Below are 14,114 nucleotides of genomic sequence, written 5' to 3'. Positions count from 1 at the left end.
GCAGCAAATCTTATTATTTTAAGTGGGCAAACTATCAACGAGAGAGGACAAAAAATAAGGAAGTAAATACTTCCTTATTTTTATGTCTGAAATACAAGTTGCACTAACATATTTTATTATTTCCAAAGATATATAATTTATTCAAAGAAGGCAATCTAAAATTCAATTTAGCTGTTTCCAATCATCATCGTATTGATCCATGTGCATCGGCATAATTAAACCATCTGACGCACTTTTCTTTCTAAGTTCCTCTACGTGTACACCCATAGTCAATAATATAATTCCTTCACGTACATAAGAAAGTAGTTTCATTGCAGCATCATTAAATTCATCAACCGTAATGGAATAGGCCAACGGATCATCCTTATTTTCTCGTAATTCCTCTGTAATTGGATACAAAAGAGTGTCATGAACCTTTAAATAACGATGCTCTAAATGATGTCGTATTTTCGAAATATGTACGATAGCTGGTTCTATATAGTGATGTTCTACCTTTTGCTTTCCAATATCTTTGCATAACCAGTACAGACCGATTAATGGGAGATTAAATGTATCTTTTTCTGTCATCCTATTCTTTAAATCGACTTTTAAGTTGTAGGAGTTTTTCCCTTTTCTAACTTTGTCCTGCCAGATTGTTCGATAAGATACATCTCTTTCCTTGATTCCAATTTCAAAATAATCATTTATAAAAAAGGAAATACGGTCAAATAATGAATATAAACTTCTATAGGCATATTTCAATTTCTCAATTGAAATGCCATATACCGGATAATCTAATGTATTGACAAGGTGAACATCTCTATCCGAAAAATGAGACCCTTGAAATGAAATGGCATCAAAAATCATGAATCTAGCAGATACATATTCTTGTTTTATTTGATTAAACAAACCATGAAATCTTGGTCCCTCATCGATTTTTGTAATAATATTAGGCAGATGAAGGATATCATGTGCAGAGATGGAATAAGGAAAGGCATCGTTTAAAGTATTCAGAAACAATGTATTTTTAATACACCATTTTCGGTAATTGATTTCATCATCGGAATCCCCTAATGAGTATTCTTCAAATTCGTAAGGTTTCTCTAGATATTCTATTGGATACCATTGTTTTAAACTAGCTTTTAAACTTTTATAATGCTCAGTTGCATACTCTTCTATATCATTGAATTCCAATACTTCTTTTAATAATTGATAGGATTCATTAGCAAGAACTGAACGATGACCATTATCATAGTCGAGCGAAGCATAATCCATTAAAAATCCAGCAAAGTTTCCTATAGCCATTGGAAAACCACTACCAACTCCAATTTTTAAATATGATAGTGCCTTAATAATCCTACCGCATGTATTCAATACGTTTGCATAGTTAGTATATGCCATTAATAAATAATTTCCAAGGTGATAAGATTCCTCTGAATCTTCTTTTATTTCGTCTCTTTCCTGGTATGAAGTTAAATTTTCTATAGATAATCGAAACAATAATAAACACATTTCAAAGTCTTCTTCGTTATTACTCTTCTCAGAATAAATTAATAAACCTTTATACTTTAGGTGGATATAGTTACTGTAGGAAGTAGCCCCATGGTAAGCTAAAATTCCTTTCTCAAGGCGATTATACTTTCCTGTTTCAACTCGGTTTAAACAATCCTCCGCTATTTTGTGTAAAGTGTCTATATCTCCCTCATCGAAAGCTTTATCGGCAAACATTCCTAAAGTATGCACATCATCGTTAATCATAACTTTCTCCCCCGTTTAGTTAGATAAAATATTTTATTACATTTGCTCATTCTATAATTATAACCTCTTATTAAATTTTGAATAGAAGTTCATGGCTATATATCAACCAATTATGACTACAAAATAACTATTTATGGGATAAATGAATAAACTAATATCTTATTTGGCATAAATTGATAAAAAGGAAATGATTTTTAAAACGAATATTATAGAAGATAACTTACCATGAATCCTCTGTGTGTCAGATGATAAACTGTTGTTCAAGGCTTAGTTATGCTTTGAAAGTTATCATACTCAACATAAAGCAAGCGTCTCAATTTATGAAGCAATAGTTTTATCACATGGATATACTTATACATTTCTATTTTTTAAATTATTAACCACAATAAGGCGGTGTGACATATGGACAATATGGATATTGAACATATCATAAAAAATGCCTCTTTTGAGGAATTACAGGAAGCTACCTCATTCAGAGAAAACCAATTATATTGGATAGATTATATTGTAAGTTCCATTGAAAAAAGAAGGGTGGCGGAAATCTTATTTTCAAAAGGATACACAATTAAAAAGGTTGAGAATGTTTTAGTTTTGGGGGACGGAGAAGCTGCGCTCATAAAGAAGCATTTAGATCAATATGGGATAATCGATAGTCAATCCATTCTAAAAATATTAACAAAGACTTATCGGAGAGCGACTTTAGTAATGGTCATTGAACAAATGATAGATAAGAAGTGTGACAAGGATGTAATAGAAGATGTTATAAGTTTATTAAAAGAATAGTTTTTGAAGTTGTTTTATAACTAAGAATTTAATCAAAAAAGTAATATGTATTGTAATAATATTTAATGATAAAAAACATAATAAGATACATTAGTATCTTTAAATTACTATTACAAACCCTTACGTGTTAAGGAATTGAATAGTTTTTATGATAATTAATTTTATTGATACTATAAATTAAATGTCTATAATATAAAATTAATAAATCTAACAAAAAATTTTATCTTAAAATATAAATATTAAACAGATACTATAAAAATTTGCTGGTGTAATTGGACTTTATTCTTTAAAAAAAAGCTTTATTGAGAAAGAATACAATACAGAAACAAGAGAATCGTCCTATACATTTTTATAAAAAGGTATTGTTTGAAAAATGGTCATGCCAAATAACCCTTCTCCACTAGGATAGAAAGGCAGAATTTATATTTTATATTTTTAAAAAAATTATTATTAGGTAGTTCCCGCATTTTGGATCTTAAAAAAACAGTAATAATAATTTTTTAAAAAGATCCGATATTACTCGGTAATTGCTACGTAAGGATTGTAAAGTAATTTTTCTCTTCTTTCTCTTTTATAGTTACTGTCCCGTTTGATTTTAGAGATAGTACGTTCTTTTTGATTTAATTGCCTTTGGATAGCAAGATAAAATACTTTATTCCTATCATTACCATGAGCTTCGGCCTCATCTTTATAGATTTTTTCTACTTTTTCTTTAAATTCATACCAAGACTTATCTACCTGTGTAAATTGGCTATATATGAAGCTATATGCTGCTTCTAATTCACGGTCTAATATGATAAGGTTGTCGTTATATGATTCTTCCATAATGTAAGATATAAATGGTTTACTATCTTTAATAGCATGTTTTAAATTTAAGGATTGATATGGCAATGTTTTTACTTTAGTAAAATAATCATTTTTCACCTCTTCGAATAAGGTTTTAAGTCTTTGTTCAATTCTAGGAATAACATAAAAGTTTTTAATTGTATTACCAAAATTACCATTTTCCATCAGATTTTGAAAAGAATGGCTTCTATTTTTGAAAAAATCTTTTAAGCCTTCACGATATAATTGTATTCCTACATCACCGAATTCCTTATATATTTTTGCCTTTACCATATGGACCTTCTCTAAAGCTTTTACATCAAAGCTGTCTAAACTACATCCAAAATCTTTTGCGATAGATTTTAAATCCTGCAACGTTGCCAATCTTGTCATATCATAAATGTCACAAATTTGATCTTTTGTAACTAAATCTTTTGCTATACGAATATGAATGATATGATGTTTTTCTTCTTTATGACTCATTCGTTTCTTTCTTTTACCAGTTTTTTCAGCAAATGTATTTAATCTTTCTCTAAGATTTTTAGTATTTTTATTTAGTACTTCTCTGTTCGCTCCAAGTCGCACTTCAAAAAAACCTTTGTTAATTAAATCTAAAAGGTTGGATATCATATCTTCAAAACTAATAAAAAAGTCTAACTTTACATGCTTTGCATTTGTCCGGTTTTGATAAAGGTGTTCAATAGCTAAAGAATGTTCGTGGCCCGGTAGTTTTGCTGTTAGAATATAAAATAGGAATTGTAATTGGCGCTTGTATGATTTTTTAAATTCATCAGATTGAAAGAATTTATACAAGTTTATATAGTAGAAATTATGGTTCTCAGCTGTTGAAATAGTATTGAATTTACTATATAAGTAACCATCTTTACCCCGATAGATCCACTCAACTTTCTCCAGTCTTCCTAATGCTTCCTTTATTAGTCGCGGAGTCATAATATTAGCTGCTTCAATTTGTTCTAATGTTACATTAATTCGTTTGTCTAAATCTGTATTTGCCGCTAAAAATGGGATTAGACGAAGAGAAACAGATGAAAGACTCTTTAATATTTTTTGTTGTTTTAGCATTTCTCTACTTAACATTGTCATTACTTAACCCTCCAAAACTTGTGCAAAAAGAAAAGAACCCCAAATCTAAGTACGCCTTTGAACTAACAAAGACCTAACATAGATTTGGGGTTCTCCCTTTTTTATTATGAAATTTTGATTTAATCTTATAAAGTTTAGTATAGTTATTATATAGTAAACAATATAGAAATAGCAAGATGGATACTAAAAATAAAATTAATACTTTACATTATAACTACATTTACCATCTAAAGCAAATATATAAAAACAGTATCAACACTAATATAATGAGAAATCCCATCCTTATTTTAATTGATCTGCTAAAATCAAAATAAGGACGGGATTCTATAAAGAAATACAACCTAAACATCTTTATCACGCTAGTATAGAATGTTGGGTTATTCTAATCTTAGTATAACCAACTTTTTGTTATTTAAGTCATATTTGAGAAACTTAGCTTTATTGAGCAAAGAATAATATTCGCTCTTTCTTGAACTATTATTTGGACTATCGAAATTTTTATGGGTATACGCTCTTATTGAGGCTAATAAATGAAAGTTCAAGAAGATGTTATCAGAATTGGGAAATCTCAGTTCTTTTTTAAAATCATTCAAGTAATTGCTTGAATATGTAATGGAAAAAAGTTATGATATATTCAAATGAATATTTGAATGAGGTGATGATTTGAATAAAAAGGATACTTGTGAAGTTTTTTGTTATGACGAGGAAAAGGTTAATAGAATACAGGGTGATTTACAAACAGTAGATATTTCTGGTATTTCTCAAATGTTAAAAGCAATTGCCGATGAAAATAGAGCAAAAATCACCTATGCTCTGTGTCAAGATGATGAGCTATGTGTTTGTGATATAGCAAATATCTTAGGAGTTACGGTTGCTAATGCTTCTCATCATTTACGAACACTTTATAAGCAAAGGATTGTCAAATATCGGAAGGAAGGAAAGCTCTCCTTTTATTCGTTAAACGATAAACATATCAAACAAATTATGATGATTGCATTAACACACAAGAAAGAGGTGGAGGTAAATGTCTGAACAAGCAGAACAATCAGAATCAGAAATGACTTCCTACCGAGTACAAGGCTTTTCATGTGCAAATTGTGCAGGAAAATTTGAAAGAAATGTTAAGAAACTACCCAATGTTCAAGACGCAAGAGTTAATTTCGGCGCATCTAAAATATCCGTGTATGGTGATGCAACTGTTGAAGAATTAGAGAAAGCAGGAGCTTTTGAAAATCTTAAAGTAATGCCTGAAAAACCAAAACGGCAAGCACCAATTGTTGTTCATCAGGATAAAAATGTGTACCGGGTTGAAGGATTTTCGTGTGCTAATTGTGCGGGTAAATTCGAAAAGAATGTAAAAAAATTATCAGGGGTTCAGGATGCAAAAGTAAATTTTGGTGCGTCTAAAATCGAGGTATATGGCGATACAAACATTGAAGAATTAGAAAAAGCCGGTGCTTTTGAAAATCTTAAAGTGACTCAAGATAAACCATTAAGGGAAGAGAAACAAGAGGTTAAAGAAGAAAAAGAGCCATTTTATAAAAAACACAGCACGTTACTATATGCTACTTTATTAATCGTTTTTGGTTATATTTCTCAGTTTGTTAATGGAGAGGAAAATATTATTACTTCCCTATTGTTTGCAGCAGCGATAGTAATTGGCGGATATTCACTCTTTAAAGTCGGGTTTCAAAACTTGCTACATTTTGAATTTGACATGAAAACCCTTATGACAGTGGCAATTATTGGAGCAGCTATTATTGGGGAATGGGCAGAAGGTGCAATTGTTGTTATTCTTTTTGCAATTAGTGAAGCTCTAGAAAGATTCTCTATGGATCGAGCAAGACAATCGATTCGATCTCTAATGGATATTGCTCCTAAAAAGGCGCTTGTTAGAAGAAATGGGCAAGAAATGATGATTCATGTTGATGATATTGCTGTTGGCGATATTATGATTGTGAAACCCGGTCAAAAGCTTGCTATGGATGGTGTAGTAGTAAATGGTTACTCTGCTGTTAATCAAGCGGCTATTACAGGCGAGTCAGTCCCTGTCGAGAAAACGATGGATGATGAAGTTTTTGCAGGAACATTAAATGAAGAGGGAATACTTGAGGTTAAAGTAACAAAGCTGGTTGAAGATACAACAATCTCCAAAATCATTCACCTTGTTGAAGAGGCTCAAGGGGAACGTGCGCCATCTCAAGCGTTTGTAGATAAATTCGCAAAATATTATACACCTATTATTATGATTATCGCAGGACTGGTTGCTGTTGTGCCACCATTATTATTTGGTGGGAGCTGGGGAACATGGGTTTACCAAGGGCTAGCTGTTCTTGTCGTTGGTTGCCCTTGTGCATTAGTTATTTCAACCCCAATTTCTATTGTCTCAGCAATTGGAAATGCAGCTAAAAAAGGTGTGCTTATCAAAGGCGGAATTTATCTAGAAGAAATGGGCGCCTTAAAAGCGATTGCCTTTGATAAAACGGGTACATTAACAAAAGGGATTCCAGTTGTAACAGATTTTAACGTATTGAATAATCAGGTAAATGCAGAAGAAATGTTATCTATCATTACTGCATTAGAATATCGTTCCGGGCATCCATTAGCTTCAGCCGTTATGAAAAAAGCAGAAGAGGAGAACATTACCTACACTCATATAATCGTGGATGATTTCTCTTCTATCACAGGAAAAGGAATTAAGGGGACTATCAGCGGCACGACTTATTACATTGGAAATCCGAAATTATTTGAGAATCTATCAGTCGATTTTAATAACGAGCAAGATCAACTTATTAAGACCCTTCAAAATCAAGGGAAAACTGCAATGGTTGTTGGAACTGAAAAAGAAATCCTTGCTGTCATTGCAGTAGCTGATGAAGTACGTGAATCCAGCAAGGAAATTATTCATAAGTTACATCAACTTGGAATCAAAAAAACCATCATGCTTACAGGTGACAACAAAGGTACAGCCAATGCAATTGGAGGTCATGTTGGGGTAACGGATATCCAAGCAGAACTATTGCCACAAGACAAATTAGAATTTATTAAACAATTGAGATCTAAATATGGCAACGTAGCGATGGTTGGAGATGGTGTCAATGATGCCCCTGCGTTAGCTGCCTCTACTGTTGGAATCGCAATGGGTGGAGCTGGTACAGATACTGCCCTTGAAACAGCAGATGTAGCTTTAATGGGAGACGATTTAAGAAAACTTCCATTTTCTGTGAAACTAAGCCGAAAAGCACTGACTATAATTAAGCAAAATATCACATTCGCATTAGCTATTAAATTCATTGCCTTATTATTGGTTATCCCCGGTTGGCTAACACTTTGGATTGCCATCCTTTCAGATATGGGAGCAACTCTTTTAGTCGCTTTAAATGGTTTAAGGTTAATGCGGGTAAAAGAAAATTAATATATAAATATGTGTGTGTAAAATTAAGGGCTTTTCTTGCCATTGAAAAGCCCTATCCAGAAGTATTGGAGATGAAATAATGATTGCAACGGCACTTACAGCAGCTGCAGTTTATGTAGCAACAGGGATTGACTATCTTATTATTTTAATCCTTTTGTTTTCGCAAATAAAAAAAGGGCAAGCAAAACATATATGGATTGGACAATACATAGGTACAGCAATTATTATAGCTGCAAGTCTATTGGTTGCCCTCGGTATTACATGGTTAATTCCTGAGCAATGGGTTTTAGGTCTCCTTGGGCTTATTCCCCTTTATTTGGGTATTAAGATTTGGATCAAGGGTGAGGAAGATGAAGATGATAGCAATATATTATCTTTATTTTCCTCCAATCGGTTTAATCAATTATATTTAACAGTTATATTTATTGTGCTGTCTTCCAGTGCAGATGACTTTTCTATTTATATACCTTATTTCACAGCATTAAACGCGGTTGAAATTCTTATTGCTAGTATTGTCTTTTTCATTATGGTTGGGGTTTTATGTTATGTCAGCTATCGCTTAGCTTCCTTGGATTTTGTATCAGAAAAAGTTGAGAAATATGAACGTTGGATTGTTCCAATTGTTTTTATAGGGCTAGGGATTTATATTATGTTTGAAAATGGCACATTAAATGCATTATTCTCATTCCAATTTTAACAAACCGGGTGCGTTGATCCAAGAAGGATTCACGCACCCTTGTTGTTGAAGTTATTATGCTACAGGGTAGTGCAATAGTGGCGTAATACGATTGAATCAAGATTTCACTTTAGCACTTATTATTTTTATTGCTACATTAATTTTCGTTATTTGGCAGCCTAAAGGATTAAATATCGGTTGGTCTGCCTGTGCTGGAGCAATCATTGCTCTTTTAGTAGGAGTTGTTGGATTTAGTGATGTCTTAGAAGTAATAGACATTACTTGGAACGCAACATTATCGTTTGTTGCAATCATCCTTATTTCATTAATATTAGATCAAATTGGTTTGTTTGAGTGGGCCGCTCTACATATGGCGAGGATTGCAAAAGGAAATGGAATTAAAATGTTTGTCTATGTGAGTATTTTAGGTGCGATTGTTGCTGCATTATTCGCCAATGATGGTGCTGCATTAATATTAACACCAATTGTACTTGCAATGGTTCGTCATTTGAAATTCAAGGAAAAAATGGTCTTTCCGTTTATTATTGCTAGTGGTTTTATTGCTGATACAACATCATTACCCTTTATCTAAGTAACTTGGTAAATATTGTTTCTGCTGATTTTTTTGGAATTGGATTCCTCGAATATGCTGTGAGGATGGTTATTCCAAACATTTTTTCACTAATTGCAACGATTACCGTCTTACTCATTTATTTCAGAAAAAGTATCCCTAAAACATACGATTTGTCTAAACTAAGAAAACCAGTAGAAGCGATCAAGGACCAAAAATTGTTCCGTTTGTCTTGGTTTGTTTTAACGGTATTATTAATTGGTTACTTTACTAGTGAATTCATTCATATTCCTGTTTCCATTGTGGCAGGTATTGTTGCGATACTTTTTATTCTGATGGCTAGAAGAAGCGAAGTAGTTGATACAAAATCAGCAATTAAAGGAGCGCCTTGGAATATTGTTTTTTTCTCAATAGGAATGTATGTCGTTGTTTATGGATTAGGGAATGCAGGACTTACTTCTGTCTTGGCAGGTGTTATTCAAGAAGTGGCTGAAGAAGGATTGTTAATTGCTACCGTTTCTATGGGCTTTATAGCAGCTATTCTATCTGCAATTATGAATAATATGCCAACTGTTATGATTGATGCTTTGGCAATTGCAGAAACAAATACATCAGGTGTAATACGAGAGGCACTTGTTTATGCGAATATTATAGGATCTGATTTAGGACCAAAAATCACTCCAATTGGGTCACTCGCCACATTGGTATGGCTTCACGTTTTATCCCAAAAAGGGGTGAAAATATCCTGGGGAACATATTTTAAAACTGGGGTTGTTTTAACGATACCCATCCTATTGATAACATTAATTGGACTTTATATTTCATTACTATTTTTCTAAAGGAGAATGAGCTATGACAAAAAAATAATCTACTTTCTATGTACTGGGAATTCGTGCCGAAGCCAAATGGCAGAGGGTTGGGCAAAAAAATACTTAAACCATGAGGAATGGGAAGTTAAAAGTGGTGGAATTGAAGCACACGGACTGAACCCGAATGCAGTTAAAGCAATGAAAGAAGCAGGAATTGACATATCAAATCAAACATCGGATATTATCGATTCTGAAATACTAAACAACGCAGCTTTAACTGTTACCCTTTGTGGTGATGCAAAAGATAAATGTCCTGTTACACCACCTAAAGTCAAAAGGGAACACTGGGGATTTGATGATCCTGCAAGAGCAGAAGGAACGGAAGAAGAAAAATGGGCAGTTTTCCAGCGTGTTCGTGATGAAATTGGCAATCGAATCAAACACTTTGCTGAGACAGGGGAATAAAAAAACACCAAGAAATCCTCTTGGTGTTTTCTCTTGTAATATATAAGTCTTTACTAATAAATATTGTGAATAATTCATTTAAACTAACGGAAGTTTGATGAAATAAGTGTTAGGATTACCTTCAATAGACAATCAATTAGACATTGGTCGTATATTGAAGGTTCTTTGATTTGCAAAATACAATCATTTCATGCATGAGTTAAAGTTTTATGTTAAACGGGTTAAACAGTAACATCGATTATCATGATTAAAAAGGAATGATCACAATTACAGTCGCTCCTTTATAAAGAGATTACGATTAAATTAATCCTTATGATAATTTTTTAATGCTAATTTGGTGGCATAATACACAACGATACCGATAGATGCAAGGTTAAGTATCCATCCAAGTAACCCATAACCCATCATATTCATCATCCCCATTATACGGGATCACCTCTTTAATCTATAAATTATACATCATATCACGGAATTCAGTATCGTTTTGCATCATACCATTGTCGCCATGACAGTTATTAAACATTTCTTCCTGCTGTTCTGATGATAAATTAGGATGCATTTCTTCAATATGCGGTTGCATTTCCTCAAAGTTGAAGATGCCATTTCCATTTGATTCGGCCGCAACAAAAGTTGCACTTCCTAATAGAACCGCTCCAGTTAATAACCCTACTACTAATTTTTTCATATAAAACATCTCCTTTCTTAACTACATCATACCTTTCATATATGGAGAATTTGTGGTGAACTTATGTGGAAGTTGTGAAGATTATCATTTTCATTTTAATTGATGATACTATATGAAAGAGGTGGTTTAACATGACTAAAATTCTTATTGTTGACGATGAAGATATGATTCTTGAAGTGTTAGAAGCTTATTTTGAAAAAGAGGGATGGGAAACCATTCTTGCCTCTAATGGAATAGAAGCATTAAAAAAAATAAAAGAAAATAATCCGGATATTATTATTTTAGATCTTATGCTACCAGATATATCAGGTGAAGAGATATGTAGATTAACGAGAAATGAAAGTGATGTTCCTATCATTATGTTAACAGCAAAATCGACAGAAGACGATTTAATTAACGGAATCGTTATTGGGGCGGATGACTATGTTACAAAGCCTTTTAGTCCAAGAGAAGTCGTAATAAGGGCTAAGGCTATTTTACGTAGGTTAAAAAGAATAAATAGTGGAAACCATTTATCGTTCAATGAAGGAAAGCTAACAATAGATCTTTTAAAGAAGGAAATTACATTGAATAATCAGATCATCCCACTAACTCCTATTGAGTATAAGCTTTTAATAGCTATGGCAAGCTACCCCGGGCGAGTTTACAGTCGTTTGGATTTACTGGAAAAGATTCAGGATGATGGAACTTATTTTGAAGGATATGAACGAAGTGTTGATACGCATATAAAAAACCTTCGGAAAAAGATTGAAACAGATTCTCGTCACCCAGAATATATTTTAACTGTTTTTGGGATGGGATATAGGTTTGGAGGAACATCTGATGCGTCGATTGACACTTCGTTCTAAAATCCTGTTTTACCTATTAGTTGTGTCACTTTGTGGTATTTTTCTTACTAGTTTCTCTATATTATGGGGGTTTGAAGATCAATTCAACGAATATTTACAAAATAATAGAGAGCAAAGCAGTAAACTTATAGAAAATGAAGCAATTAATTCTTATAAAGAAACAGGGGAACTTATTGATAACCAACTAACAAATTTAATGCATCAACAAGCTATGACGGATAATTTATTTTATAGAATTTCTGATGAAGACGGACAAATAATAGCTGATACAACGATGATGCTTGGAATGATGGATAGCATGGGGATGCATTCGGAAACCGATATGAAAACGGAATACCAGACACATTCTTATGATTTAACATTTGATGAAAGACATATAGGCAATATGGAAGTTTATTACCCAGAGGAAATGATAGGGGAAGACATTGCTTTTTTAAATACAATTAAATCGAATATTTATCTTGCTATTATTGTTACAGTTGTTTTAGCGTTCGTGTTTAGCCTATTGTTTTCTAAGCGCCTAACAACTGGGTTTCGAAAATTATCAAAAGCTATTCAAGAATTACAAGACCATAAATGGCGAACGCGTGTACCAGTTAAGGAATTGTCAAATGAAATGAAGCCACTTGGTGAATCGTTTAACCGACTTGCTGAATCATTATCAAAAGAAGAGGTGCTTCGTAAACAGTTTACTGCTGATTTTGCTCACGAAATACGAACCCCACTTGCGACACTAAGAAGTCAAATGGAAGCTTTTCAGGATGGGATATTTGAGCCAACTCCAAAAAGGTTGCAGCAAAGTCATGATGAATTGATGCGTTTAGTGCGCCTTGTCGGTGAATTAGAAGAGTTACTTGCCGCTGAAAATCCACAAATAAAGTTGAACAAAACTAATATAGAAGCAGGTGAAATATTACGTTTAATGGAAGGACAATTTTTGTCAGTATTTCAGGATAAAGGTGTTATATTAAACATTCAAAAACCTAAAAGAGAATATTGGTTTAAAGCGGATCGTGATCGTGTTGCACAGATTTTGACGAATATAATAAATAACGCTCTTCAATATACCCCAAAAGGAAAAAAGGTATCGATAAAGCTAGAGGGTTCTACTGATTATATAGGTTTCCTTGTGAAAGATGAAGGGATTGGAATTGCTGAGGAAGACATTCCTTATCTTTATGAAAGGTTTTATCGTGGGGATAAATCCAGGGATAGGAAATCAGGTGGAATAGGTATTGGATTGTCCATTGTGAAGGCATTAGTAGATGCACATCAAGGGAAAATTCAGATAGATAGTAGATTAAATATTGGAACGAAGGTTTCTATTCTTTTTCCAAAGCATTGAAGGAATGTATGTTTAATGTGATTTATTTGAAGTATTTACCAAACTATAAGACCCTAGTAACGCTCTAAGTTGAAAACTTGGAGCGTTTTTCGCTAAGTAAATATTATTATCTTAACTAAGCATAAGGAATATCTAAACTCATTAATAATGAAATTACAGTTTTATGCAGTTAACTCTTTTATGTTTATTTTTAAATACATAAACCTCCTATGGGTATATCATAATGCATGTTAACAGTGAATACAATAAAAGTGTGGACAAACTAAGATTGGGGTTGAAATAATGTCAATTTCATTATTTTTTATACTTTTGTTGTGTGCCACCCAAGTTATAACAACCATTATATATGTAGCGTATTACCGAAATTGGGTAACTAAAATGAATGGAATGTTGATTTCCATGTCATTAGGGATGTCGGCAGGAATTCTAATGGGAACTATTTTAGGAGTCATCTATCATGGTGATTTATTTAAATCAACCATTTACGCTATATTGATTGGATTGGTTGTTGGTTTTTTAGCAGGATTACCTATAGGTCTTCCTGCTGTCATTGATGGCATACTTTCTGGACTAATGGGGGGGATGATGGGAGCCATGCTTGGAGATATGGTAGCAATGACTAGGCCGAATGCAATCATTAATATTATAGCTGTGATGATAACAATGATTTTGTTACTTGTTTTATATACAGCAGAAGAATCCATACGTAAACAAGCCAACCAACAAATTCTTTCCTTTTTTAAATATCCATTCTTAATGATTTTTACCATTGCAATATTGTTTTTGGTATTGAATTACATTGGTCCACTCGATTTTCCCTTTTTAGATAAAAGTGGGCATTAATAACAGAT

The 14,114-nt window shown here is 32.8% G+C and carries 11 protein-coding genes and 1 pseudogene; 9 read left to right on the top strand and 3 right to left on the bottom strand.

Translation table 11 applies throughout. The features are described 5' to 3' along the window. Nucleotides 1-162: 162 nt before the first annotated feature. On the bottom strand, nt 163-1,737 hold the full coding sequence (locus BME96_RS13165; RefSeq protein WP_071649281.1) for an LA2681 family HEPN domain-containing protein: 1,575 nt from the start codon (nt 1,735-1,737) through the stop codon (nt 163-165). Nucleotides 1,738-2,139: 402 nt separating this feature from the next. Here BME96_RS13165 and BME96_RS13160 point away from each other — a divergent pair, with 402 nt between their 5' ends. Continuing rightward, entirely contained in the window at nt 2,140-2,520 is a 381-nt protein-coding gene (locus BME96_RS13160; protein ID WP_071649280.1) for a hypothetical protein, read from the top strand. A 516-nt stretch (nt 2,521-3,036) separates the two neighbouring features. Here BME96_RS13160 and BME96_RS13155 read toward each other — a convergent pair. Further along, nucleotides 3,037-4,449 carry a hypothetical protein gene (locus BME96_RS13155; RefSeq protein WP_060681770.1) on the bottom strand — a complete coding sequence of 471 codons (1,413 nt, stop codon included), beginning with the start codon at nt 4,447-4,449 and terminating at the stop codon, nt 3,037-3,039. A gap of 663 nt (nt 4,450-5,112) precedes the next feature. On the opposite strand from BME96_RS13155, the gene BME96_RS13150 reads away from it, so the two are divergent. The 5 genes and pseudogenes from BME96_RS13150 to arsC all read left to right on the top strand — a co-directional run bounded on the left by BME96_RS13150 (nt 5,113) and on the right by arsC (nt 10,385). Further along, on the top strand, nt 5,113-5,481 hold the full coding sequence (locus BME96_RS13150) for an ArsR/SmtB family transcription factor (RefSeq protein WP_060681771.1): 369 nt from the start codon (nt 5,113-5,115) through the stop codon (nt 5,479-5,481). Next, entirely contained in the window at nt 5,474-7,864 is a 2,391-nt protein-coding gene (locus tag BME96_RS13145) for a heavy metal translocating P-type ATPase (protein ID WP_060681772.1), read from the top strand. Before BME96_RS13150 ends, BME96_RS13145 begins: the two co-directional genes overlap by 8 nt. 79 nt (nt 7,865-7,943) lie before the next feature. Further along, nucleotides 7,944-8,561 (top strand): CadD family cadmium resistance transporter, encoded by a 618-nt coding sequence (locus BME96_RS13140; protein ID WP_071649279.1) that lies wholly within the window; start codon nt 7,944-7,946, stop codon nt 8,559-8,561. Nucleotides 8,562-8,652: 91 nt separating this feature from the next. Next, nucleotides 8,653-9,950: pseudogene (locus BME96_RS13135) on the top strand (arsenic transporter). 6 nt (nt 9,951-9,956) lie between these two features. After that, entirely contained in the window at nt 9,957-10,385 is a 429-nt protein-coding gene (gene arsC / locus BME96_RS13130) for an arsenate reductase (thioredoxin) (RefSeq protein WP_060681773.1), read from the top strand. A gap of 445 nt (nt 10,386-10,830) precedes the next feature. Here the strand turns inward: arsC and BME96_RS13125 are convergent, their stop codons facing one another. After that, nucleotides 10,831-11,070 (bottom strand): hypothetical protein, encoded by a 240-nt coding sequence (locus BME96_RS13125; protein ID WP_060681774.1) that lies wholly within the window; start codon nt 11,068-11,070, stop codon nt 10,831-10,833. Nucleotides 11,071-11,201: 131 nt separating this feature from the next. Here BME96_RS13125 and BME96_RS13120 point away from each other — a divergent pair, with 131 nt between their 5' ends. The 3 genes from BME96_RS13120 (at nt 11,202) to BME96_RS13110 (ending at nt 14,106) form a co-directional block, all read left to right on the top strand. Next, on the top strand, nt 11,202-11,918 hold the full coding sequence (locus BME96_RS13120; RefSeq protein ID WP_060681775.1) for a response regulator transcription factor: 717 nt from the start codon (nt 11,202-11,204) through the stop codon (nt 11,916-11,918). After that, the gene (locus BME96_RS13115) at nt 11,893-13,263 is read left to right on the top strand and encodes a sensor histidine kinase (RefSeq protein WP_060681776.1); all 1,371 of its coding nucleotides are present in this window, start codon (nt 11,893-11,895) and stop codon (nt 13,261-13,263) included. Before BME96_RS13120 ends, BME96_RS13115 begins: the two co-directional genes overlap by 26 nt. A 282-nt stretch (nt 13,264-13,545) precedes the next feature. Beyond that, the gene (locus tag BME96_RS13110; RefSeq protein WP_071649278.1) at nt 13,546-14,106 is read left to right on the top strand and encodes a hypothetical protein; all 561 of its coding nucleotides are present in this window, start codon (nt 13,546-13,548) and stop codon (nt 14,104-14,106) included. The last annotated feature ends 8 nt before the right edge of the window (nt 14,107-14,114 follow it).

Origin of the sequence: Virgibacillus halodenitrificans, assembly GCF_001878675.1 — a bacterium.
GTDB classification, from domain to species: domain Bacteria; phylum Bacillota; class Bacilli; order Bacillales; family Amphibacillaceae; genus Virgibacillus_Q; species Virgibacillus_Q halodenitrificans.
This window is presented reverse-complemented; position numbering and strand designations above follow the sequence as displayed.

Coding starts and splice junctions, on each gene's coding strand:
- BME96_RS13165 (WP_071649281.1), bottom strand. CDS start 1,737: ATGATTAACGATGATGTGCATACTTTAGGAATGTTTGCCGATAAAGCT.
- BME96_RS13160 (WP_071649280.1), top strand. CDS start 2,140: ATGGACAATATGGATATTGAACATATCATAAAAAATGCCTCTTTTGAG.
- BME96_RS13155 (WP_060681770.1), bottom strand. CDS start 4,449: ATGACAATGTTAAGTAGAGAAATGCTAAAACAACAAAAAATATTAAAG.
- BME96_RS13145 (WP_060681772.1), top strand. CDS start 5,474: ATGTCTGAACAAGCAGAACAATCAGAATCAGAAATGACTTCCTACCGA.
- BME96_RS13140 (WP_071649279.1), top strand. CDS start 7,944: ATGATTGCAACGGCACTTACAGCAGCTGCAGTTTATGTAGCAACAGGG.
- arsC (WP_060681773.1), top strand. CDS start 9,957: ATGAGCTATGACAAAAAAATAATCTACTTTCTATGTACTGGGAATTCG.
- BME96_RS13125 (WP_060681774.1), bottom strand. CDS start 11,070: ATGAAAAAATTAGTAGTAGGGTTATTAACTGGAGCGGTTCTATTAGGA.
- BME96_RS13120 (WP_060681775.1), top strand. CDS start 11,202: ATGACTAAAATTCTTATTGTTGACGATGAAGATATGATTCTTGAAGTG.
- BME96_RS13115 (WP_060681776.1), top strand. CDS start 11,893: ATGCGTCGATTGACACTTCGTTCTAAAATCCTGTTTTACCTATTAGTT.
- BME96_RS13110 (WP_071649278.1), top strand. CDS start 13,546: ATGTCAATTTCATTATTTTTTATACTTTTGTTGTGTGCCACCCAAGTT.